The sequence below is a fragment of the Streptomyces sp. NPDC058157 genome (assembly GCF_042884105.1).
In the GTDB taxonomy this organism is placed as follows: domain Bacteria; phylum Actinomycetota; class Actinomycetes; order Streptomycetales; family Streptomycetaceae; genus Streptomyces.
Genome location: NZ_JBHVUQ010000028.1, coordinates 16,507 through 38,115 on the forward strand (window position 1 = coordinate 16,507; position 21,609 = coordinate 38,115).

At 72.1% G+C, this 21,609-nt stretch carries 20 protein-coding genes and 1 tRNA gene; 9 read left to right on the forward strand and 12 right to left on the reverse strand.

Annotation, left to right across the window (positions count from 1 at the left end):
• Nucleotides 1–10: 10 nt before the first annotated feature.
• Complete coding sequence (locus tag ACFVXK_RS10095) at nucleotides 11–745, forward strand: class E sortase (protein WP_389611032.1); 735 nt, start codon at nucleotides 11–13, stop codon at nucleotides 743–745.
• A 90-nt stretch (nucleotides 746–835) separates the two neighbouring features.
• Here the strand turns inward: ACFVXK_RS10095 and pknB are convergent, their stop codons facing one another.
• The 6 genes from pknB to ACFVXK_RS10125 all read right to left on the reverse strand — a co-directional run bounded on the left by pknB (nucleotide 836) and on the right by ACFVXK_RS10125 (nucleotide 8,882).
• Complete coding sequence (gene pknB / locus ACFVXK_RS10100) at nucleotides 836–2,869, reverse strand: Stk1 family PASTA domain-containing Ser/Thr kinase (protein ID WP_389611033.1); 2,034 nt, start codon at nucleotides 2,867–2,869, stop codon at nucleotides 836–838.
• A 156-nt stretch (nucleotides 2,870–3,025) separates the two neighbouring features.
• On the reverse strand, nucleotides 3,026–4,489 hold the full coding sequence (locus ACFVXK_RS10105; RefSeq protein WP_389611034.1) for a peptidoglycan D,D-transpeptidase FtsI family protein: 1,464 nt from the start codon (nucleotides 4,487–4,489) through the stop codon (nucleotides 3,026–3,028).
• Nucleotides 4,486–5,910, reverse strand: coding sequence for an FtsW/RodA/SpoVE family cell cycle protein (locus ACFVXK_RS10110; RefSeq protein ID WP_389611035.1), 1,425 nt, complete (start codon nucleotides 5,908–5,910; stop codon nucleotides 4,486–4,488). Before ACFVXK_RS10110 ends, ACFVXK_RS10105 begins: the two co-directional genes overlap by 4 nt.
• Nucleotides 5,911–5,941: 31 nt before the next feature.
• Nucleotides 5,942–7,405: a PP2C family protein-serine/threonine phosphatase gene (locus tag ACFVXK_RS10115; RefSeq protein ID WP_389611036.1), complete on the reverse strand. Its 1,464-nt coding sequence runs from the start codon at nucleotides 7,403–7,405 to the stop codon at nucleotides 5,942–5,944.
• A gap of 150 nt (nucleotides 7,406–7,555) precedes the next feature.
• Complete coding sequence (locus ACFVXK_RS10120; protein ID WP_344160193.1) at nucleotides 7,556–8,056, reverse strand: FHA domain-containing protein; 501 nt, start codon at nucleotides 8,054–8,056, stop codon at nucleotides 7,556–7,558.
• Nucleotides 8,057–8,066: 10 nt separating this feature from the next.
• Nucleotides 8,067–8,882 carry an FhaA domain-containing protein gene (locus ACFVXK_RS10125; RefSeq protein ID WP_389611037.1) on the reverse strand — a complete coding sequence of 272 codons (816 nt, stop codon included), beginning with the start codon at nucleotides 8,880–8,882 and terminating at the stop codon, nucleotides 8,067–8,069.
• 292 nt (nucleotides 8,883–9,174) lie between these two features.
• On the opposite strand from ACFVXK_RS10125, the gene ACFVXK_RS10130 reads away from it, so the two are divergent.
• From ACFVXK_RS10130 to ACFVXK_RS10155, 6 genes are all read left to right on the forward strand, one after another.
• Nucleotides 9,175–9,257 (forward strand) — tRNA-Leu (locus ACFVXK_RS10130).
• Nucleotides 9,258–9,424: 167 nt separating this feature from the next.
• Nucleotides 9,425–11,098 carry a histidine kinase gene (locus ACFVXK_RS10135; RefSeq protein WP_389611067.1) on the forward strand — a complete coding sequence of 558 codons (1,674 nt, stop codon included), beginning with the start codon at nucleotides 9,425–9,427 and terminating at the stop codon, nucleotides 11,096–11,098.
• Nucleotides 11,099–11,118: 20 nt separating this feature from the next.
• Nucleotides 11,119–11,766: a response regulator gene (locus tag ACFVXK_RS10140; RefSeq protein ID WP_389611068.1), complete on the forward strand. Its 648-nt coding sequence runs from the start codon at nucleotides 11,119–11,121 to the stop codon at nucleotides 11,764–11,766.
• Between the two features lie 115 nt (nucleotides 11,767–11,881).
• Complete coding sequence (locus ACFVXK_RS10145; RefSeq protein ID WP_389611038.1) at nucleotides 11,882–13,330, forward strand: DUF2252 domain-containing protein; 1,449 nt, start codon at nucleotides 11,882–11,884, stop codon at nucleotides 13,328–13,330.
• Between the two features lie 81 nt (nucleotides 13,331–13,411).
• Nucleotides 13,412–14,242, forward strand: a complete 831-nt coding sequence (locus ACFVXK_RS10150; RefSeq protein ID WP_389611039.1) for a J domain-containing protein — start codon at nucleotides 13,412–13,414, stop codon at nucleotides 14,240–14,242.
• Between the two features lie 62 nt (nucleotides 14,243–14,304).
• Entirely contained in the window at nucleotides 14,305–14,649 is a 345-nt protein-coding gene (locus ACFVXK_RS10155) for a rhodanese-like domain-containing protein (protein WP_358891446.1), read from the forward strand.
• 24 nt (nucleotides 14,650–14,673) lie between these two features.
• Here ACFVXK_RS10155 and ACFVXK_RS10160 read toward each other — a convergent pair whose 3' ends face one another.
• The 6 genes from ACFVXK_RS10160 to paaA form a co-directional block, all read right to left on the reverse strand.
• Complete coding sequence (locus tag ACFVXK_RS10160) at nucleotides 14,674–15,816, reverse strand: acyl-CoA dehydrogenase family protein (RefSeq protein ID WP_389611040.1); 1,143 nt, start codon at nucleotides 15,814–15,816, stop codon at nucleotides 14,674–14,676.
• Nucleotides 15,817–15,936: 120 nt separating this feature from the next.
• Complete coding sequence (locus ACFVXK_RS10165) at nucleotides 15,937–17,040, reverse strand: 2Fe-2S iron-sulfur cluster-binding protein (RefSeq protein WP_389611041.1); 1,104 nt, start codon at nucleotides 17,038–17,040, stop codon at nucleotides 15,937–15,939.
• A complete protein-coding gene (gene paaD, locus ACFVXK_RS10170) occupies nucleotides 17,041–17,541 on the reverse strand; it encodes a 1,2-phenylacetyl-CoA epoxidase subunit PaaD (RefSeq protein WP_389611042.1) in 501 nt (166 codons plus the stop codon).
• Nucleotides 17,538–18,281: a 1,2-phenylacetyl-CoA epoxidase subunit PaaC gene (gene paaC / locus ACFVXK_RS10175; protein ID WP_389611043.1), complete on the reverse strand. Its 744-nt coding sequence runs from the start codon at nucleotides 18,279–18,281 to the stop codon at nucleotides 17,538–17,540. The genes paaD and paaC overlap by 4 nt, the downstream gene beginning before the upstream one ends.
• Nucleotides 18,278–18,562: a 1,2-phenylacetyl-CoA epoxidase subunit PaaB gene (gene paaB, locus ACFVXK_RS10180; protein WP_042801229.1), complete on the reverse strand. Its 285-nt coding sequence runs from the start codon at nucleotides 18,560–18,562 to the stop codon at nucleotides 18,278–18,280. The genes paaC and paaB overlap by 4 nt, the downstream gene beginning before the upstream one ends.
• Nucleotides 18,559–19,563: a 1,2-phenylacetyl-CoA epoxidase subunit PaaA gene (gene paaA / locus ACFVXK_RS10185; protein WP_389611044.1), complete on the reverse strand. Its 1,005-nt coding sequence runs from the start codon at nucleotides 19,561–19,563 to the stop codon at nucleotides 18,559–18,561. Before paaA ends, paaB begins: the two co-directional genes overlap by 4 nt.
• A gap of 160 nt (nucleotides 19,564–19,723) precedes the next feature.
• Between paaA and ACFVXK_RS10190 the strand changes: the two genes are divergently transcribed.
• Both ACFVXK_RS10190 and ACFVXK_RS10195 read left to right on the forward strand, forming a co-directional pair.
• On the forward strand, nucleotides 19,724–20,392 hold the full coding sequence (locus tag ACFVXK_RS10190) for a DUF5819 family protein (protein WP_389611045.1): 669 nt from the start codon (nucleotides 19,724–19,726) through the stop codon (nucleotides 20,390–20,392).
• Nucleotides 20,380–21,603 (forward strand): HTTM domain-containing protein, encoded by a 1,224-nt coding sequence (locus ACFVXK_RS10195; RefSeq protein ID WP_389611046.1) that lies wholly within the window; start codon nucleotides 20,380–20,382, stop codon nucleotides 21,601–21,603. The genes ACFVXK_RS10190 and ACFVXK_RS10195 overlap by 13 nt, the downstream gene beginning before the upstream one ends.
• Nucleotides 21,604–21,609 lie beyond the last annotated feature (6 nt).

Consider the following 21,609-nt stretch of genomic DNA (forward strand, 5'->3'; position numbering starts at 1 on the left):
CGAATCCGCAGTGTCTCGTGCCCGCCGCCGCTCCGCACCGCCGCCCGCCGACCGCAGTGTGGTCGCCGGGGCCCTGAGCCTGCTGGGGGAGCTCCTGATCACCGTCGGGCTGATCCTGGGCCTGTTCGTGGCGTACTCGCTGTGGTGGACCAACGTCCTCGCCGACCGGCAGGCCTCGGCCGGGGGCGACCAGGTGCGCCGGCAGTGGCAGCGGACGCCCGGCGCGGCCGAGGGCGGGACCGGGCAGCCCGGGGCCCTCGACACCCAGGACGGGATCGGCTTCCTGCACGTGCCGTCGATGAAGAACGGCGAGGTACTGGTCAAGCCCGGCACCTCTCCGGACGTCCTCAACGACGGCGTGGCCGGCTACTACACCGACCCGGTGAAGGCGGCCCTGCCCTGGGACGACAAGGGCAACTTCGCGCTGGCCGCGCACCGCGACGGGCACGGGGCGAAGTTCCACAACATCGACAAGGTGAAGAAGGGCGACTCGGTCGTCTTCGAGACCAAGGACACCTGGTACGTCTACAAGGTCTTCGCCGAGCTCACCCAGACCTCGAAGTACAACACGGACGTGATCAACCCGGTCCCCAAGGAGTCGGGCAAGACCGCCCCCGGCCGCTACATCACGCTGACGACCTGCACCCCGGTCTACACCTCGAAGTACCGGTACATCGTCTGGGGCGAGCTGGTGCGGACGGAGAAGGTGGACGCCCGGCGCACGCCTCCGGCGGAGCTGCGCTGACGGACCGCGCTGCGTCGCTTCCGCTGCGTTGTTTCACGTGAAACAGGCCCGGCCCCCCTCGGGGGCCGGGCCTGTTCTCCGTTCTCGTTCCTAGCGGCGTCCGCCGCCGGTGAGGCCGCCGAAGAAGCCTCCGTCGCCCTGGCCCCCGTCCTGGGGCTGGTTCGGGTTCGCCATGGTGCGGACGTTGATCACCGTCCCCGCCGGAACCGGGGTGCCGGCCGCGGGGTCGGAGGTCACGACGATGGCGTTGTCGTCGGTCGGGCCGCCCAGGACCGACCCGAAGTTCAGGTTGGCCTGCTTGAGGGTGTTCTTGGCCTGGGCCACCGTCTGGCCCGTCAGCGGCGGCACGGCGGACGGCTGCGCGTTGCCCTTGGCGATGCTGACGTTGACGGTGGTGTCCTTGGGCAGCTGGGTGCCGGGCTCGTACTGCTGGGCCACGATCGTCTTCGGGGCGGCCCCGGGCTGGTCCACCTCGGTGGTGCTGCCCAGCTTGAGCTTGGCGTCCTGGAGCGCCTTGACGGCCTGCTCCTTGGTCATGCCGCCGAGGTTCGGGACGGCGCCCTTCGCGATCTCCTTGGCGACGGTGAGGGTGACCACGGAGCCCTGCTCGGCCTGGGTGCCGGCCTTCGGGTTCTGGTCCATCACCGTGCCGGGGTTGGCCCCGTCGGACTCGACCTGCTTCTTCTCGACCTGGAACTTCTTGTTCTTCAGCAGGGTCTCGGCGTCGGCGAACGGCAGCCGCGACACGTCGGGGACGGCCGACTTCGGGGCGCCCGAGGAGACCTTGACCTTGACGACCGTGCCCTTGTCGACCTTGGTTCCGTCGGCCGGGTTCTGCGAGCAGACGTTGCCCTTGGGCTGGTCCGCGCAGGGTTCGTCGGCCTCCTTCTCCACGGTCAGGCCCACGTTCTTGCCGCTGCTCTGCGCCGACTCGAAGGTCTGGCCGACGAGCTTGGGCACCGCGGGGCGGTTGTCCGTGGGGGTGAAGATGGTCTTGCCGATCAGGATCGCGCCGACCAGCACGAGCACGGCGGCGACGGCCAGCAGGATCGTCGAGGCCCGACTCTTCTTCTGCTGCCGGCGTCCGTGGCCCTGGTCGTAGCCGCCCTGGTCCTGGTAGCCGTATCCGCCGTCGCCCCCGGGGGGCATCGGCGGCATCATCGAGGTCTGGCCCGCGTCCGGGGAGCGCAGGGCGGTGGTGGGCTGGTCGTAGCCCTGGTGCCCGTAGCCGCCCTGGTCGGGGTAGCCGTAGCCGGCGCCCATGGTGGCGGTCGCGGCGACGGGCTGGCCCTCGAGGCAGGCCTCGATGTCGGCCCGCATCTCGTCGGCGGACTGGTAGCGGTAGTCGGGGTCCTTGACCAGGGCCTTGAGGACGATGGCGTCCATCACGGGCGTGATCTCGGGGTCGAAGTTCGACGGCGGCTGCGGTTCTTCCCGCACGTGCTGGTAGGCGACCGCCACGGGGGAGTCGCCGACGAACGGGGGCCGCACGCACAGCAGCTCGTAGAGCAGGCAGCCCGCGGAGTAGAGGTCGGAGCGCGCGTCGACCTGCTCGCCCTTGGCCTGCTCCGGCGAGAGGTACTGCGCGGTGCCGATCACGGCGGCCGTCTGCGTCATGGTCATCCCGGAGTCGCCCATGGCGCGGGCGATGCCGAAGTCCATGACCTTGACCTGGCCGGTCCGGGTGAGCATGACGTTCGCGGGCTTGATGTCACGGTGGACGATGCCCGCGCGGTGCGAGTACTCCAGCGCCTGGAGGATGCCGATGCACATCTCCAGGGTCCGCTCGGGCAGCAGCTTGCGGCCGGAGTGCAGCAGCTCGCGCAGGGTGGAGCCGTCGACGTACTCCATCACGATGTACGGGATGGAGATGTTGTCGACGTAGTCCTCGCCGGTGTCGTAGACCGCGACGATGGCCGGGTGGTTGAGCGACGCGGCCGACTGGGCCTCGCGGCGGAACCGGGCCTGGAAGGACGGATCACGGGCGAGGTCGGCACGCAGGGTCTTGACGGCTACGGTACGGCCGAGCCGGGTGTCGTGACCGAGGTAGACCTCGGCCATGCCACCGCGGCCGAGCACGTGGCTCAGCTCGTACCGGCCGCCGAGGCGACGCGGCTCTTCCATAACGTTCCAGCCCTCTCCGTCAGTCCCGACCGCACCCGTGTGTGGTCCGGCGGTGTGCTGTTCGCGGCAAGGCTACCGGCCGATCGTCGGTGATCGGTTCGTGACCACAGGCTGATATCGGACCGGTACCGAGCGCTCGGATCCTGTCTGCGGGTCTCATCCCTTGTTCTTCAGGACGGCTTCCATGACGGCCTTCGCGACCGGCGCGGCCAGGCCGCCGCCGGTGATGTCCTCGCGGTCCTTGACGTCGCTGTCCTCGATGACGACGGCGACGGCGACGGGGGAGGAGCCGTCGGGCAGCTCCGCGTAGGAGATGAACCAGGCGTAGGGGCGCTTGGCGTTCTTCTCGCCGTGCTGGGCGGTGCCGGTCTTGCCGCCGACCTTGACGTTCTTGATCTTGGCCGAGGTGCCCGTGCCGTTCTCGACGACGTTCACCATCATCTGCTGGACCTTCTGCGCGTTCGCCGCGCTGAGGGGCCGGCTCATCTCCTGCGGCTCGTGCTTCTCGATCGTGTCGAGGTTGGGCGCGGTGAGCTGCTCGACCATGTACGGCTTCATCAGCTTGCCGTCGTTGGCGATGGCGGCGGTGACCATGGCCATCTGGAGCGGGGTGGCCGCCGTGTTGAACTGGCCGATCGAGCTCAGCGCGTTGCCGTCCTTGCCCATCGTCTTGTCGTAGACGCTGGCGAAGGCGCGGACCGGGGTGTCGATGGTGCTGTTGAAGCCGAACTTCTGGGCGGTCTCGACCATGCCGTCGCGGCCGACCTTGTCACCGATGTGCGCGAAGACCGAGTTGCAGGACCACTGGAGGGCGTAATTGAGCGTCGCCTTCTCGCAGCCGGTGGCGTGGTTGACCATCGGGGTCTTCGTGCCGGGCAGGATGTACGGCTCGGGGGTGTCCGTCGGGGCGTTGATGTCGCTGATCACCCCGTGCTCCAGCGCGGCGGCGGTGGTGACCACCTTGAAGGTGGAGCCCGGCGGGTAGGTCTCGCGCAGGGCGCGGTTGACCAGGTTCTTGTCGGCGCTGTCGTTGAGCGTCCGCCAGGCCTTCTCGTCGTTCTTCGAGTTGCCCGCGAAGGTCGACGGGTCGTACGAGGGGGTGCTGGCCAGGGCCAGGATGGCGCCGGTGCGCGGGTCGATCGCGGCGACCGCGCCCTTCTTGTCGCCGAGCTGCTGGAAGGCGGCCTTCTGGGCGTCGGCGTTCAGGGTGGTGATGACGTTGCCGCCCTGCTTCTTCTCACCGGTGAACATGCCGATCGTCCGGTCGAAGAACAGCCGGTCGTCGTTGCCGGTGAGGATGCCGTCGTCGATCTTCTCCAGCTGGGTGGAGCCGAAGGCCTGCGAGGCGTAGCCGGTGACCGGAGCCCACAGCGGACCGTCGACGTAGGTCCGCTTGAACTTGAAGTCGCTGCCGTCGGTGACCGCGGAACCGGTGATCGGCTGGCCGCCGACGATGATGTTGCCGCGCTCCGTGGCGTACTGGGCGATCTGGACCCGGCGGTTCTCCTTGCGGGTGCTGAGGTCCTCGGCCTGCACGTACTGCAGCCAGTTGGTCCGGATCAGCAGGGCGAGGACGAGGAGCCCGCAGAACAGCGAGATGCGTCGCAGGGGCTTGTTCATGACGGGCGGACCACCTGGGTCATCTCGGAATCGGGGGACGGGGCGGGGGCCGGGGCGGGGCGGCGTGCGGTGTCGCTGATCCGGATGAGGATGGCGATGAGCACCCAGTTCGCCAGGACGGAGGAACCGCCGGAGGCGAGGAAGGGCATGGTCATGCCGGTGAGGGGGATGAGGCCCATGACCCCGCCGGCGACGACGAAGATCTGGAGGGCGAAGGCGCCGGAGAGCCCGATGGCGAACAGCTTGCCGAAGGGGTCGCGGGCGGCGAGGGCGGTGCGCACGCCCCGCTCGATGATCAGGCCGTAGAGCAGGAGGAAGGCCATGACACCGGTCAGGCCGAGCTCCTCGCCGACGGTCGAGAAGATGAAGTCGGAGTTGGCGGCGAAGCCGATGAGGTCCGAGTTGCCCTGGCCCCAGCCGGTGCCGAGGACGCCGCCGGAGCCGAAGCTCATGATCGACTGTCCGACCTGCTCACAGGCGCCGGAGGTGCTGTAGCAGGCGAAGGGGTCGAGCCAGGCGGTGACACGGACCTTCACGTGGCTGGCGGTCATGCCGACGACGGTGGCGCCGCCGACCGACATCAGCAGGCCGATGACGATCCAGCTGGTCCGCTCGGTGGCCACGTACAGCATGATCACGAACATGCCGAAGAACAGCAGCGAGGTACCGAGGTCGTTCTCGAAGACGAGGACGAGCAGGCTCATCGCCCAGATCATCAGGATCGGGCCGAGGTCACGGCCGCGCGGCAGGTAGAGGCCCATGAAACGGCGGCTGGCCAGGGCCAGCGCGTCGCGCTTCACCATCAGGTAGCCGGCGAAGAAGATCGCGATGACGATCTTGGCGAACTCACCGGGCTGGATGGAGAAGCCGCCGACGCTGATCCAGATCTTCGCGCCGAAGACGTCCGCGCCCAGACCCGGGACCACGGGCAGGATCAGCAGGACGAGGGCGCCGGCCATCGAGATGTACGTGAAGCGCTGGAGCACGCGGTGGTCCTTGAGGACCAGCAGGACCACGGAGAACAGGGCGATGGCGAGCCCCGTGTACATCATCTGCCGCGGCGCGGACTCCGTGAAGGTGCCGAAGCTGCGCTTGGCGAGGGTCTGCAGCCGCTCGGACTGGTCGAGGCGCCAGATCAGGACGACGCCGAGCCCGTTGAGCAGGGTCGCGATCGGGAGCAGCAGCGGGTCGGCGTACTTGGCGAAGCGGCGTACGACGAGGTGCGCGATGCCGGCGAGCACGGCGAAGCCGAGCCCGTAGACCAGCATGCCCGGGGGCAGCTCGCCGTGGATCGACAGGCCCACGTTGGCGTAGGCGAAGATCGGGATGACCACGGCGAAGGCGAGCAGCAGGAGCTCGGTGTTCCGCCGGCTCGGCGCCTCGATGGCGCCGATGGTGGTCGTGTTGGTGACAACGCTCATGGTGTGGCGGGCCCCCTGTGCCCGCGTATGTCTACTGCTTCTCGCACTGGCCGACGACAGCCTGCTCCGCAGGAGTCAGGGTGGGGCCGGGCGTCTGGTTGCCCTGCGCTTCGGCGGCGCGGCGGACCTCTTCCTGCTTGCAGGCGGAGACCTGGGTGCCGAGCTCGTCGATCTTCTTGCGCGCCCCGTCGAGGCTGTCTTCGCTGATGGTGGCCTCGACCTGCTTCCGCTTGAAGGACGGCAGGTACTTCAGTTCGATCTCGGGATGATCCGTCTCGACCTGAGAGAGGTGGATCCACGCCAGGTTCTGGCTGATGCCGCGGTAGAGCGCGACGTGGTCACCCTTGACGCCCACGTAGTACTGGGTCTGAGTCCAGCGGTGCGCAGCGTACAGGCCTCCGCCGACGACACCGGCGACGAGCAGCAGGATCAGGGTGCGGGTGGTCCACTTGCGCCCTTTGCTGCGCCGCTTGCGCGGGTGGTCGTACGTGTCCTCGTACTGGCCGTCGGCGTCGTAGGCCTCGGGTTCGCCGAAGGTTCCGTACGGGGCGCCGCCGCCCTGGCTCTGGTCGGGGTATCCGTAGCCGGCGGCGTCACCGCTGCCCGGGGGGCCGAAGGCGCCCGGGGGCGGCGGGGTCTGGCGGCCGAGGCCCGAGGCCCGGCCGGCCGGGGTCTGCATGGCGTTGCCGTCGAACAGCTGGTGCGGGTTCTCGGCGACCGCGCCGACGACCACCGGGGTGTCGCTCAGCTGGGCGGCCATGGTGTCGCCGCTGTCGGTGTCGAGGACGTCCGCGACGATGCAGGTGATGTTGTCCGGTCCGCCGCCGCGCAGGGCGAGCTGGATCAGGGACTGCACCGTCTCGTGCGGGCCGTGGTAGTCGGCGAGGGTCTCCTCCAGGGTCTGGTGGGAGACCACGCCGGACAGGCCGTCGGAGCAGATCAGGTAGCGGTCGCCGGCCCGGACCTCGCGGATGGAGAGGTCGGGTTCCACCACGTCGCCGCTGCCGAGCGCGCGCATCAGCAGGGAGCGCTGCGGGTGCGTGGTGGCCTCTTCCTCGGTGATCCGGCCCTCGTCGACGAGCCGCTGGACCCAGGTGTGGTCCTGGGTGATCTGGGTGAGGACGCCGTCGCGGAGCAGGTAGGCGCGGGAGTCGCCGACGTGGACGAGGCCGAGGCGCTGGCCGGTCCACAGCAGGGCGGTCAGCGTCGTGCCCATGCCCTCGAGCTGGGCGTCCTCCTCGACCATGACGCGCAGCTGGTCGTTGGCCTGCTGCACGGCGATGCCGAGGGCGGTGAGGATGTCGGAGCCGGGGATGTCGTCGTCGAGCTGGACGAGCGAGGAGATGACCTCGGAGCTGGCGACCTCGCCGGCGGCCTGGCCACCCATGCCGTCGGCGACGGCGAGGAGCCGGGGACCGGCGTAGCCGGAGTCCTCGTTGCCCTCGCGGATCATCCCCTTGTGCGATCCGGCGGCGAAACGCAGGGACAGACTCATGCGCACCTGCCCTGTCGACGAAGTTGCTGCCCCGGAATACAACCGGTCTCGAGCCACACTGCCCACCCTCCGGTCGGGAGCGCGCTCGGGCCCGTGTCCCCGGTGGGACGGACCACTGCGGCTCGCTCGCTCCGCTCGCTCATTCTCGTACTACTTCCGCAGCTCGATGACGGTCTTGCCGATGCGGATCGGGGCGCCCGGCGGAATGGGCGTCGGGGTGGTGAGACGGGTCCGGTCGAGATACGTGCCGTTGGTGGACCCGAGATCCTCGACGATCCACTGGCCGTCACGGTCGGGGTAGATCCTGGCATGGCGGCTGGAGGCGTAGTCGTCGTCCAGCACGATCGTGGAGTCGTGGGCGCGGCCCAGCGTGATCGTCTGGCCGGCGAGGGTCACGGTGGTGCCCGTGAGGGTCCCCTCGGAGACGACGAGCTTGGTCGGCGCTCCCCGGCGCTGGCGCTGCTGGGGCGGGGCGGCCTGCCGTCCCGTCTGCTGCGGTGCGGCGGCGGCCCCGCCGCCGCGGCGCGAGCCGCGTTGCGTGACGCGCGTACCGAAGAGGTCGCTGCGGATGACCTGAACGGCCACGATGACGAACAGCCACAGAACGGCCAGGAAACCCAACCGCATGACCGTCAGGGTCAGCTCTGACATTGCCCCCGCTTCACCCTTCGGCTTGCCGGTAAATGATGGTGGTGCTGCCCACGACGATCCGCGAGCCGTCGCGGAGCGTAGCGCGGGTGGTGTGCTGCCCGTCCACCACGATGCCGTTGGTGGACCCGAGATCCTGGATCGTCGGGGGTGTTCCGGTCCGGATCTCACAGTGCCGGCGGGACACGCCGGGGTCGTCGATCCGCACATCGGCCTCGGTGCTGCGGCCGAGTACGAGCGTGGGACGCGAGATCTGGTGGCGGGTGCCGTTGATCTCGATCCAGCGGCGCATGGTGCCCGGAGCGCCGGAAGACGTGGGGGGGCCGCCGGGGCGGCCGCCGGGTGCGCCCGGGGGCGGACCCGCGGGCATGGGAGGGGCGCCGGCCGGCGGGTAGCCGTAGCCGCCCTGCTGGCCCTGCTGGCCCTGGGGGGCCTGAGAGGGGTCCTGGGAGGTGCTGGAGGCCAGGGTGCGGCTGCGGACCCGGTAGAGGCCCGTGTCCAGGTCCTCCGCCTTCTCCAGGTGGACCTTGATGGGGCCCATGAAGCTGTAGCGCTGCTGCTTGGCGTAGTCGCGGACGAGGCCGGCGAGCTCGTCGCCGAGCTGCCCGGAGTAGGGGCTCAGGCGCTCGTAGTCGCCGGTGCTCAGCTCCACGATGAAGTCGTTGGGGACGACGGTCCGCTCGCGGTTCCAGATGGTGGCGTTGTTGTCGCACTCCCGCTGGAGGGCGCCGGCGATCTCCACCGGCTGGACCTCGGACTTGAACACCTTGGCGAAGGTGCCGTTCACCAGACCTTCGAGACGCTGCTCGAACCGCTTCAGGACTCCCATCGGGCACCTCCTCCGTCGCTGTCGCCCTGTACTGCTTACTGATCGTATCCACGCGTGGCGGATTCGGGTGGTTCCCCTTCGCTCCTGTCCACAGGAGTGTTGGTCCTCACAAGGGATCGTAGGGGCGCTCCGGGAACAGTGTCCCGCACCCGGAGGGGGCTGCGGGAGGGGCCGTCGGGAGGTCCACCGGGGGTGACGGGAAAGCGATTTCAATCCACCCCGTCTGACGTGCTACTGTTTCGACGTCGCCAGGGGAACGGGCCGAAAGGCAAGATCCACTGGAGAGCTACTCGGGCGAGTGGCGGAACGGCAGACGCGCTGGCTTCAGGTGCCAGTGTCCTTCGGGACGTGGGGGTTCAAATCCCCCCTCGCCCACATCGGGGAAGCCCCGATCCGGAATCCGGATCGGGGCTTCCTGCTGTTCCGGGGTCGGCCGTCCGACGGTCGGCCGTCCGACTTTCGTCGTGCGGGGCGAGACGAAAGAGAGCGGGTGCGCGGGGGCGCCGCTGTCTAGGGTCGGTCGCGTGGATGCCGAGGCGAGGATGCGTGCGGGCCGGGACTGGCTGAAGGGGCCGGAGCCCTGGTCCCGGCGGGTGCTGGCGGGGGACCTGACGGTCGCCGGGGTGCTGGCCCTGACGGGGCTCGGCATCGACGAACTGGTCTCCAGCTCCGGTCTGAAGACGGTCCTCGGGTTCGTGGCCGTGGTGGCCCTGGTGATGCTGCGCAGGCGGCTGCCGGCGGCCACGCTGGTGCTCGGGGCCGCCGCGAGCGCGTTCCTGCCGGCCGTGTTCCTCGTGACGGTCGTACTGGGCTGGTCCGCGGGACGGCGGATCGTCGGGGTGGGCCGGGCGCTCGGCGCGTTCGTACTGGCCTTCCTCGCGTCGGTGGGCCTCACGCTGGTCGACCAGTGGACGCAGACCCGGCCCTTGCTGACGGTCGTGTTCACCACCCTGCTGTTCCTGGCCGCCACCGTCATGCCCGGCCTGGCCAGCCGGTACTGGCACCAGCGCCGGACCCTGCTGAGCGCCCTGCAGGAGCGCAACGACCGGCTGGTGCGGGAGCGGACCATGGTCGCCGGGCAGGCCCGGCTGCGGGAACGGCAGCGGATCGCCCAGGACATGCACGACAGCCTGGGCCACCAGCTGGCGCTCATCTCCGTGCACACCGGGGCGCTGGAGGTGGACCCCTCGCTCACCGACCGCCAGCGGGAGGCGGTCGGGGTGCTGCGGCAGGCCTCCGTGGCGGCGATGCACGAGCTGCGGGAGGTCGTGGGGATCCTGCGCGACGGGGTCGAGGCCCCGGTCCCCGTGGAGGAGGCGCAGCCGGCCGCGCGGGGGGTGGCCGGGATCGCGGGCATCGTGGAGGCGGCCCGGGCGGCCGGGACCGACGTACGGCTCGCCACGACGGGGCGGCCCCGCCCGCTGGTGTCGGCCTGCGACCACGCGGCGTACCGGATCGTGCAGGAGGCGCTGACCAACGCCTACAAGCACGCGCCGGGTTCGGCGATCACCGTGGAACTGCGCTACGAGGACGACTCGCTGGTGGTGGAGATCGCCAACGGCGCGGCGGCCGACCGGGGTTCCGGGGAGGTGGTCTCCGGCGGTCAGGGGCTGACGGGGCTGCGCGAGCGGGCCCGTCTGGTCGGCGGCATGGTGCACGCGGGTGCCACCGAGGGCGGCGGGTTCCGGGTGGCGGGCGTGCTCCCGTACGGGACGGAGCCGGCCGGGCTCGTCGAGGACGAGGTCGCCGACGACTTCGGGCAGCGGTCGCAGGCGCGGGCGCTCGTGCCGTACGGGACGCCCCCGCCGATGGACTGGGCGGCGCTGGACCGTGAGCTGGTGCCCGTCCGGACCCGGACCGGGGGTGTCGCGATGGGCTGCGGGATCGCCGTCGCCGCCGTGGTGCTGCTGGTCATCGTGCTGGGCGCGGGGGTGGCCCTGCTGCTGGGCTCCGCGAACAAGGCGATGATCAGCCGGAGCGACTACGACGCCGTGCGGGTGGGGCAGTCCGAGCAGGAGGTCCGGGACCGGCTGCCGGACGGTGACAGCGTCCTGACGTCGGGGCTGGAGCGCAAGGGCCCGCCGCGGCCGGCGGGGGCGGACTGTCTCGCCCTGCTGTCCGCGGAGGACTCCAGGATGACGACCGACACGGTTTTCCGGTTCTGCTTCCGGGACGGCAAGCTCGTCGAGAAGCAGGCGTACGAGGTCGAGCAGTAGGAGCGCGGGTGACAGCCAAGGTGATCCGAGTGGTGATCGCTGACGACGAGCCGCTGATCCGGGCCGGGATCAGGATGATCCTGACCTCGGCGCCGGACATCGAGGTCGTCGCGGAGGGTGCGAACGGCCGGGAGGCGGTCGAACTGGCCCGCTCCCACGCCCCGGACGTGGTGCTGCTGGACATCCAGATGCCCGTGATGGACGGGCTGACCGCGCTGGGCGAGCTGGGCCGGGCGGTGCCGGGGGCGCGGGTGCTGATCCTGACCACCTTCGGGGAGAAGGAGAACGTGCTGCGGGCGCTGGGCCAGGGCAGCGCGGGCTTCCTGCTGAAGGACTCGGCACCGGCCGAACTGATCGGCGCCGTCCGGGCGGCCGCCGCCGGGGACGCCTACCTGTCCCCCGCCGCGACCCGGCACGTGGTCGACCAGCTGGCCACCGGGCGGGCCCCGGGCCGGGGCGAGGAGGCCCGGCGGCGGGTGGACGCGCTGAGCGAGCGGGAGCGCGGGGTGCTGGCGCTGCTCGGGGAGGGACTGTCCAACGCGGACGCCGGCCGCCGGCTCCACATGAGCGAGGCGACGGTGAAGACGTACGTGAGCCGGATCCTCGCGAAGCTGGAGTGCGAGAACCGGGTGCAGGCGGCGCTGCTGGCCCGGGACGCGGGTTTGTAGCAGGGCTGTGGCAGCCCTGCGGCGGTGCCGTGCACGGGACTTGGGGTACGGTCGGGCCGATCTGACCGGCGAAGAAGCCGCCGGTGGGGCGCGACGAGGTGCGGGGGCTGCGCAGATGGTGACGGCATCGGGACAGTACGCGACGGACGCGGCGGCGGCCGCCGGTGCGGCGCGGGACGGCGGGCGGATCCCGCGCGTCCCGGGCTTCGCGCCGAGGACCGTGACGGGTTCCCCCAAGGAGGCCGGCAAGGCCCTGCGGCTGCGCGTGCCGCGCGCCGCCCACGCCGCCTTCGAGATGCCCGCCGACCGCCCGGACGCCGTGCGCGCCGTGGAGGAGTCCAACGTGGGCCGGGTCGCCGAGCTGACCCCGATACGCGTCGGCCGGATGGCCGCCAACCCGTTCGCCTTCCTGCGCGGAGCCGCCGGGCTGATGGCGCACGACCTGTCCGGCGGTCCGGTGACCGGCGTGGGCGCGCAGATCTGCGGTGACGCGCACGCGGCCAACTTCGGCCTCTACGGTGACGCGCGCGGCCGGCTCGTGATCGACCTGAACGACTTCGACGAGACCGTCTTCGGCCCGTGGGAGTGGGACGTGAAGCGCCTCGCGACCTCGCTGGTGCTGGCCGGGCGCGTGGCGGGTGCCGACGAGGTCACCTGCCGGGCGGCGGCGCAGGACGCCGTGGGCGCCTACCGGCGCACCATGCGGCTGCTGGCCAAGCTCCCCGCGCTCGACGCGTGGAACGCCATCGCCGACGAGGAACTCGTCTCGCACACCGACGCCCGCGACCTGCTGGGCACCCTGGAGCGGGTCTCGCAGAAGGCCCGCAACAACACCTCCGCCCGGTTCGCCGCCAAGTCCACCGAGGCCGCCGAGGACGGCGGCCGCCGCTTCGTGGACGCGCTGCCCGTGCTGCGCCGGGTCGGCGACGCGGAGGCCGCCGCCGTGGCCGCCTCGCTGGGCCCGTACCTGACCACCCTCTCGGGGGACCGGCTGCCGCTGCTGGCCCGGTACTCGATCCACGACGTGGCCTTCCGCGTCGTCGGCACCGGCAGCGTGGGCACCCGCTCGTACGTGGTGCTGCTGCTGGACCACCGGGGCGAGCCGCTGGTGCTCCAGGTCAAGGAGGCCCGTCCCTCGGTGCTGCTGCCGCACCTGCCCGCGCTGGGCTTCCACTCCCCCGCCGAGGAGCACGAGGGCCGCCGGGTGGTGGCCGGGCAGAAGCGGATGCAGGTGGTCTCCGACATCCTGCTGGGCTGGACCACCGTCGAGGGGCGCCCCTACCAGGTCCGTCAGTTCCGCAACCGCAAGGGCAGCGTGGACCCGGCGGCGCTGACCCCCGACCAGATCGACGACTACGGCCGGATGACCGGCGCCCTGCTGGCCCGGGCGCACGCCCACAGCGCCGACCCGCGGCTGCTGGCCGGCTACTGCGGCAAGAACGAGGAGCTGGACGAGGCGGTGGGCGCCTTCGCCGTGGCCTACGCCGACCGCAGCGAGGCCGATCACGCGGACCTGGTGGCGGCGGTGCGCTCGGGCCGGATCGCGGCCGAGTTCGGGGTCTGAGAGCCGGGCCCGTCGGGCGGGGGCCGGTTTCACGTGAAACATCCGCGTGGACCGTCCCCGGCCGGGCCGTAGGCTGGCCGGGTGAGCGAGCAGAGCGGACAGACCGCCCCCGAAGATCCCGCCGTCTCCGGTGACGAGCGGCCCGAGGCGCGCCTGGAGCGTGCCGTGCGGGCCGCCGAGCAGGCACTGATCGAGTTCGAGATCGCGGTGGAGACCTTCCGGGTGGAGGTCGAGAACTTCTCCCGGCTGCACCACCAGAAGCTCGGCCCGATGTACGCGCGGCTCGACGAGCTGGACGCGCTGATCGCGGAGGCGAAGGCCGCCCGCAGTGGCGATGCCGAGGACCTGCGCCGGGCCCGGGAGGCCCGTTCGCTGGTCATGCCGATGCCCGGGGTAGACGAGCTGTTCCACGACTGGCTGGGTTCGGACGGGATCTCCGACGACGCGGCCGCCATGCTCACCGACCGGCCGGTGCGCCCGCCGGAGCGGGTGCGGCCCTCGGAGGAGGTCCGCCGGCTCTACCGGGAGCTGGTCCGCCGGGCCCACCCCGACCTCGCCCAGGACGAGGCCGAGCGGACGCGGCGCGACGGGTTCATCGCGCGGGTCAACGCCGCCTACGGGCGCGGTGAGGAGCAGCTGCTGCGCGAGCTGGCCGAGGAGTGGGACGCCGGTCCGGTGGCGCCGGCCGCGGCGCCGAGCGAGAGCGAGGAGCTGTACGCCCGGCTGGAGTGGCTGTCGCAGCGCAAGGAGCTGCTGTCGATGGTGGCCAAGGAGCTGGAGGACAGCGCGATCGGCGCGATGCTGCGGATGGCGCCGGACGATCCGGACCGGCTGCTGGAGGAGATCGCCGAGCAGCTGCTGGCGGAGGTCTCCGAGCGCGAGGCGGAACTGGCGGCCCTGGCGACTCCGTGAGCCGGGGCGGCGGGGTCGGATAGGTTGGCAGGCCAGACCCGCGAAGAGAGAAGGCGACTGTCATGAACTTCGGACCGCTCCCCTCGGTGGAGGCCGCCGCGGTGCCCGCCGAAGGCCTCGTCCTGGACGTCCGTGAGGGCGACGAATGGGCGGCCGGTCATGTCGAGGGCGCGCTGCACGTCCCGATGAGCGACTTCGTCGCCCGCTTCGGTGAGGTGACGGAGGCGGTCGCGGACGGCCGGACGGCGTACGTGATGTGCCGCGTGGGCGGGCGCAGCGCCCAGGTCACCCAGTACCTGGTGGGCCAGGGCATCGACGCCGTCAACGTGACCGGCGGCATGCAGGCCTGGGAGGGTGCCGGGCGCCCGATGGTGACGGACAACGGGAACCCGGCCTTCGTCCTCTAGCGGTTCCGGCTCCGGGCCGCCGTCTCAGCCGAGGGGGTGGGCGGCCAGCAGGTCGCCCAGGGCCTCCTCGTGCGCGGCGGCCGGGCCGAGCTGGAGTTCCAGCTGCTTGGCCCAGGCGTGGTAGCGGTGCAGCGGGTAGTCCGTGTCGGCGCCGAAGCCGCCGTGCAGGTGCTGGGCGGTCTGCACGACCCGGCGGACGCCCTCGGAGGCCCAGATCTTCGCGACGGCCACGTCCCCGGAGGCGGGCAGCGGGCCGCCCGCCGTGCCGGTCGCGGCGTCGAGGCGCCAGGCCGCCTGCCAGAGGGTGACTTCCATGGCGCGCAGGTCGATGTAGCGGTCGGCGGCCTGGACCGCGACGGCCTGGAAGGTGGCCACGGGGAAGCCGAACTGCTCCCGCTTGCCGGTGTAGGCGCTGGTCATGGCCAGGACGGCCTCGCCGAGGCCGAGTGCGAGGGCGCAGGTGCCGGTGGCCAGGACCTGGCGCAGCCGCTCCCAGGCGCCGGGGGTGTCGATCACGTGGGTGGCGGGCACCCGGACCCGGTCCAGGGTGAGTTCGGCGAACTTCTCGCCGCTGGTGGAGTACTGGTCGGCGAGGGTGAGGCCCTCGGTGGTGCGCGGGAGCAGCGCGAGGACGGCCTCGCCGTCGCCGGCGTGCGCGGGTACGGCGATCCAGTCGCTGCTGTGCGCCCAGGGGACGGCCGTCTGCACCCCGTCCAGGGTCCAGACCGTTTCCTCGCGGTGTGCGGTGACGGCGAGTTCGGCGGGGTCGTGGCCGGTGCGGCCCTGCGCGGCGACGGTGAGGACGAGCGAGCCGCGCCCGGCGGCGGGCAGCAGGGCGGCGGTCAGTTCGGGGCTCCCGTGGGCCTGGACGGCCACGGCGGTGGCGCAGTGTTCCAGCAGCGGGACCCGGGCCAGGACCCGGGCCGCCTCGCGGAGCACCAGGCAGAGCGCGATGGTGTCGAGGCCGGCCCCGCCGTGTTCCTCGGCCAGGACGAGGCTCAGCAGATCGGAGCCGGCGAGGGTGGCCCACAGGGGGCGGTCGAAGTCCTCGGCGACGGCTCCCGGCGTGAGCGCGGGGCTGGGCACACCGTCGGGGGCCACGTCGGCGAACACGGCCTTCGCCGCCTCGACGGCCGCCTGCTGTTCCTCGGTGAAGGTGAAGTCCACTGCCTGTCCTCCCGCGCGCACCGGTTCCGATCCAGCTGCTGGATCTGACGGGCCGTCAAGATAAGGCAGGCGGCGGGAAAAACACAGCCCGCCGGGGTGGCCCGGCGGGCCCGGCGGGGCTCAGCGGTCGAAGTCGATCTCCACTTCCTCGGTCACCGGGTGGGACTGGCAGGCCAGCACGAACCCGGCCTCCGTCTCCTCCTCCTCCAGCGCGAAGTTCCGGTCCATCCGCACCTCGCCCGACACCACGAACGCCCGGCAGGTGCCGCAGACCCCGCCCTTGCAGGCGTACGGGGCGTCCGCGCGGTTGCGGAGCACGGCGTCGAGCAGGGACTCCCCGTCCTGCACGGCCCAGGTGCCCGAGCGGCCGTCGAGGCGGGCCGTGACCCGGCCGTGGGCCGCGACCGGAGCCGAGGACCGGACCGGATCCTGCGGGGCGGTGTCCTCGACGTGGAAGATCTCCTCGTGCACCCGGGTGCGGGCGACGCCGAGGGCGGCCAGGGCCCGCTCCGCACCGGTGACCAGCCCGTACGGGCCGCACAGGAACCAGCCCGTGACCTCCCCGACCGGCAGCAGCGCGGGCAGCAGGGCCGTCAGACGGGCCTCGTCGAGACGCCCCGACGGCAGCCCGGCCTCCTGCTCCTCACGGGAGAGGACGGTCACCAGCTGGAAGCGGTCGGGGTGGCGGTCCTTGAGGTCGGCCACCTCCTCCAGGAACATCGTCGAGGCCGCCGTACGGTCACTGCGCACCAGGCAGAACCGGGCGTCGGGGCGGGCCGCCAGCAGCGTGGCCGCGATCGACAGCACCGGGGTGATGCCGCTGCCGCCGACGATCGCCGCGTAGTGCGGCGAGGCCGGGGCCGCCGCCGGGTCCAGCACGAACCGGCCGGCCGGGACCATCACGTCCAGCACGTCCCCGGCGGCGATCTCCTTGTGGGCGAAGGTGGAGAACTCGCCGCCCTCCACCAGCCGCACCCCGACCCGCAGCTCGGCCGGCCCGGGGCCGTCGGCGGCCGGGGCGGGGGAGCAGATGGAGTACGTCCGGCGGACCTCGGCGCCCTCGGCGGCCCTGCGGCGGAGCGTCAGGTGCTGGCCGGGGGCGTGCCGGTACTCGGCGCGCAGCGCCTCGGGCACCGCGAGGGTCAGCGCCACCGAGTCGTCGGTGAGCCGGTCGACCGCCGCCACCGTCAGGGGGTGGAACGCGCCGTGGCGGGGTGCGGCCATCTACAGCTCCTTGAAGTGGTCGAACGGTTCGCGGCAGGCGACGCACCGGCGCAGCGCCTTGCAGGCGGTGGAGGAGAAACGGCTGAGCAGCTCGGTGTCGGTCGAGCCGCAGTTCGGGCAGCGCACCGACAGGGTGAGCGGGACCGGTCCGCCGGCGGCGTGCGGGCGGGGCGGGGCGATGCCGAACTCGGCGAGCTTGCGGCGGCCCTCGGCGCTGATGTCGTCGGTGGACCAGGCGGGGGACAGCACCGTGGTGACCCGCACCTCGGGTATGCCGTGGCAGGTCAGGACCCGCTCGATGTCGGCGGACATGGCCTCGATGGCCGGGCAGCCCGTGTAGGTGGGGGTCAGGAGGACCTCGGCGTGCCCGTCGTCATGCATGCGTACGCCGCGCAGGACGCCGAGCTCGGCGAGGGTCAGCACGGGCAGCTCCGGGTCCGGGACGGTGCCGGCCAGCTCGGCCAGCTCCGCCTCCAGACGGGTGGTCCCGGCGGCGGTCACCAGGACGCCCCGGGGTGGCTGCGGTGCAGGTGCTGCATCTCCGCGAGGAGCCGCCCGAAGGACTCGGTGTGCAGGCCCTCGCGGCCGGCTCCGGCGGCCCAGGCGCCCGTCCGCGGGCCCTCGGGCAGCTCCAGGCCCGCCTGCTCCAGTACGCCGCCCAGCGCGGCCAGCCAGCGGGCCTCCAAGGCGGCCGGGTCCACGTCCAGGCCGTCGACCGGGCGGAACATCTCCCCGGTGTACTTCCACAGTCCGTCCAGGGCCGCGCGCATCCGGCGGCGGCTCTCCTCGGTGCCGTCGCCGAGCCGCAGCGTCCACTGCTCGGCGTGGTCGCGGTGGTAGGCCGTCTCCTTGACCGCCTTGGCGGCCAGCGGGGCGAACGGGCCGTCGCCCGCGGCCAGCTCCGCGTACAGCTCGTGTTGGTAGAGGGAGAAGTACAGCTGACGGGCGATGGTGTGCGCGAAGTCCCCGTTCGGCTGCTCGACCAGCTGGAGGTTGCGGAAGGCGCGCTCCTCGCGGAGGAAGGCCAGCTCGTCCTCATCGCCCGCCATGGACAGCAGGACGCGGGCCTGGCCGAGCAGGTCGAGCGCGATGTTCGCGAGGGCGACCTCCTCCTCCAGGACCGGGGCGTGGCCCGCCCATTCGCCGAGGCGGTGGGAGAGGATCAGCGCGTCGTCCGCGAGGGCGAGGACGGCGGCCGTGGCCGCGGACGGGACGGCGGTGTCGGCGGTGTCGGCGCTCACAGGTGGCGCACCCCCTCGGGGATCTCGTAGAAGGTGGGGTGCCGGTAGGGCTTGTCGGCGGACGGAGCGAAGAACGGGTCCCGCTCGTCCGGCGAGGAGGCGGTGATCTCGGCCGAGGGCACGACCCAGATGGAGACGCCCTCGTTGCGCCGCGTGTAGAGGTCGCGTGCGTTGCGCAGGGCCATCTCCGCGTCGGGGGCGTGCAGGCTGCCCGCGTGCGTGTGCGAGAGGCCGCGGCGCGAGCGCACGAACACCTCCCACAGGGGCCAGTTCTGCGTCATGCCTGTACCTCTCGTCCGGTGCCGGTGTGCTTCTGCGCGTACGCCGTGGCCGCTTCGCGGACCCAGGCGCCTTCCTCGTGGGCCCTGCGGCGCTGGCTGATGCGCTGTTCGTTGCAGGGGCCGTTCCCCTTGAGCACGTCCCAGAACTCCGCCCAGTCGATGGCGCCGAAGTCGTGGTGCCCGCGCTCCTCGTTCCACTTGATGTCCGGGTCGGGGAGGGTCAGGCCCAGGGACTCGGCCTGCGGGACGGCGATGTCGACGAAGCGCTGGCGCAGCTCGTCGTTGGAGTGGCGCTTGATGCGCCAGGCCATCGCCTGGGCGCTGTGCACCGACTCGTCGTCCGGCGGGCCGAACATCATCAGCGAGGGCCACCACCAGCGGTCCACCGCGTCCTGGGCCATCGCGTGCTGGGCCTCGGTGCCCTGGGAGAGGGCGAGGAGCAGCTCGTAGCCCTGGCGCTGGTGGAAGGACTCCTCCTTGCAGATCCGGACCATCGCGCGGGCGTAGGGGCCGTAGGAGCAGCGGCAGATCGGCACCTGGTTGGTGATCGCCGCACCGTCCACGAGCCAGCCGATGGCGCCGACGTCCGCCCAGGTCAGGGTCGGGTAGTTGAAGATCGAGGAGTACTTCTGCTTGCCGGAGTGCAGCTTGTCGAGCAGCTCGTCACGGCTGGTGCCGAGGGTCTCGGCGGCGCTGTAGAGGTACAGCCCGTGCCCCGCCTCGTCCTGCACCTTGGCCATCAGGATCGCCTTGCGGCGCAGGGAGGGCGCACGCGTGATCCAGTTGGCCTCGGGCTGCATGCCGATGATCTCGGAGTGGGCGTGCTGTGCCATCTGGCGGACCAGGGAGGCGCGGTACTCCTCGGGCATCCAGTCGCGCGGCTCCACGCGCTCCTCCGCCGCGACGGCGGCGTCGAAGTCCGCCCTCAGCTGCGCGCCGAGGCCGGCGGATCCTCCGTCCACCCCGCCCGACGTCCCCGTCTCCGGAGTCACTGCGACCATCACGGCTCCCTGTCCGAATCTGCGTCCGCGCCTGCCGTCCGCGCCTGTCGTCCGCCCGACCGACCGATCGTTCGGTTCATCCTCTTCAATGGTGAGACGGCGGCCCGTAGGGTGTCAACCTCTGTGGGCAACCCTGTGGACGCCGGATGATCGGGGCGGGATGGACGCGAACGAGCGCGAGCGCGCGGACGAGCCCGGTTCCGCGCCTCCCCGGCCGCCCGGGATCGCCGGGCTGTCCCTCCCGTACCGGATCCTCGCGGCGCTGGTCCTGGCGGCCCTGGCCGTCGCCGCCTGCCTGCACCTGGGGCTGGTCTTCCTGCACGTCGCGCCGTCCAACACGCTCAGCAAGCGGAACGCCGGCCTGGTCGACGGCTGGGTGTACCCGGAGTTCGAACAGAACTGGAAGCTGTTCGCCCCCAACCCCCTCCAGCAGAACATCGCCGTGGAGGCCCGCGCCCAGGTCCGCGACGGGGACGGCGCCCTGGTCACCACCGGCTGGCGCGACCTGTCGGCCGTGGACGCGGCCGCGATCCGGCACGAGCCGCTGCCGAGCCACACCCGGCAGAACGAGCTCCGCCGGGCCTGGGACTTCTTCACCGGCTCCCACGACGACCAGAACAAGGCGACCGACGCCCGGCGCGGGGAGCTGTCCGAGGCGTACCTGAAGCGGATCGCGGGAGCCCGGCTGGGGGCCGGTCTGGCCGACGGCGAACGGCTCGTACGGGTCCAGCTGCGCTCGGCGACGCGGGCCGTGGCCGCGCCGGCCTGGAGCGAGGAGAAGACCGACACCCAGACGTACTACCGGGAGCTGCCGTGGTGGACCGTCTGAGGCGCGTGCTCGCGAGGGTCAGCGGGGAGGCGCTCGGGCCGTACCAGAGCGCCGTCGTGCGGATCGGCTTCGGCGGGACGTGGCTGTTCTTCCTGCTGCGCGAGTTCCCGCACCGGCACGAGCTGTACGGGCCCGACGGGCCGTGGAGCTGGGAGCTCGCGCAGCGGCTGGTCGCCGGGAACCACGCCTTCACGGTGCTGCTGTGGTCGGCGTCCGGGTGGTGGTTCGAGCTCGTCTACGGCCTCGCCGTGGCCGCGAGCGCGCTGCTGGCCCTGGGCTGGCGGACGCGGGCGACGTCGGTGCTGTTCATGGTCGGGGTGCTGTCGCTGCAGAACCGCAGCGTGTTCATGGGGGACGGCGGGGACAACGTCGTCCACCTGATGGCGATGTACCTGGTGCTGACGCGCTGTGCCCGGGTGTGGTCGCTGGACGCGCGGCGGGCGCGGCTGCGCGGCACCGCCTCGGCCGGGGCGGCGGGGCCGGTGCTGTGGGGGGTGCTGGGCGCGGTCCTCGCGTACGGGGCGGTGAGCGGGCGGCTGAGCGGCGGGTGGACGGCCGTCTTCGCGGCGCTGTGGACGGGCGCGGCGCTGTGGTGGCTGGTCGAGCGGTACGAGCCGGAGGGGGAGCGGCGGGCCGCGCTGGACGTGCTCGCGAACCTGCTGCACAACGCCGGGATGCTGGTGATCATGGCGGAGGTGTGCCTGATCTACGCGACGGCGGGCTGGTACAAGATCCAGGGCTCGCGGTGGCAGGACGGCACCGCGCTGTACTACCCGTTGCGGCTGGACTACTTCAGCCCGTGGCCCGGGCTGTCGGGGGTGCTGGCGGGGAGCGGGGTCGTGGTGATGCTGCTGACCTACGGGACGGTGGCGGTGCAGGTCGCGTTCCCGTTCGCGCTGTTCAACCGGCGGGTCAAGAACGTGCTGCTGGCGGGGATGATGCTGGAGCACGCGGGGATCGCGGTGCTGCTGGGGCTGCCGTTCTTCTCGTTGGCGATGATCGCCGCTGACGCGGTGTTCCTGCCGACGGGGTTGCTGGTGTGGGTGGGGGTGCGGGGGGCTGCGCTGCGGGTGCGGGTGCGGGTGCGGGTGCCGCTGCGCGGAGCTGGTCCCCGCCCCGCCCTTTCTCCGTTTCCCGGGGCAAGCCCCGGACCCCTTCTGGGGGCTCCGCCCCCAGACCCCCGCGCCTCAAACGCCGGCGAGGCTGGATAGTGCCCG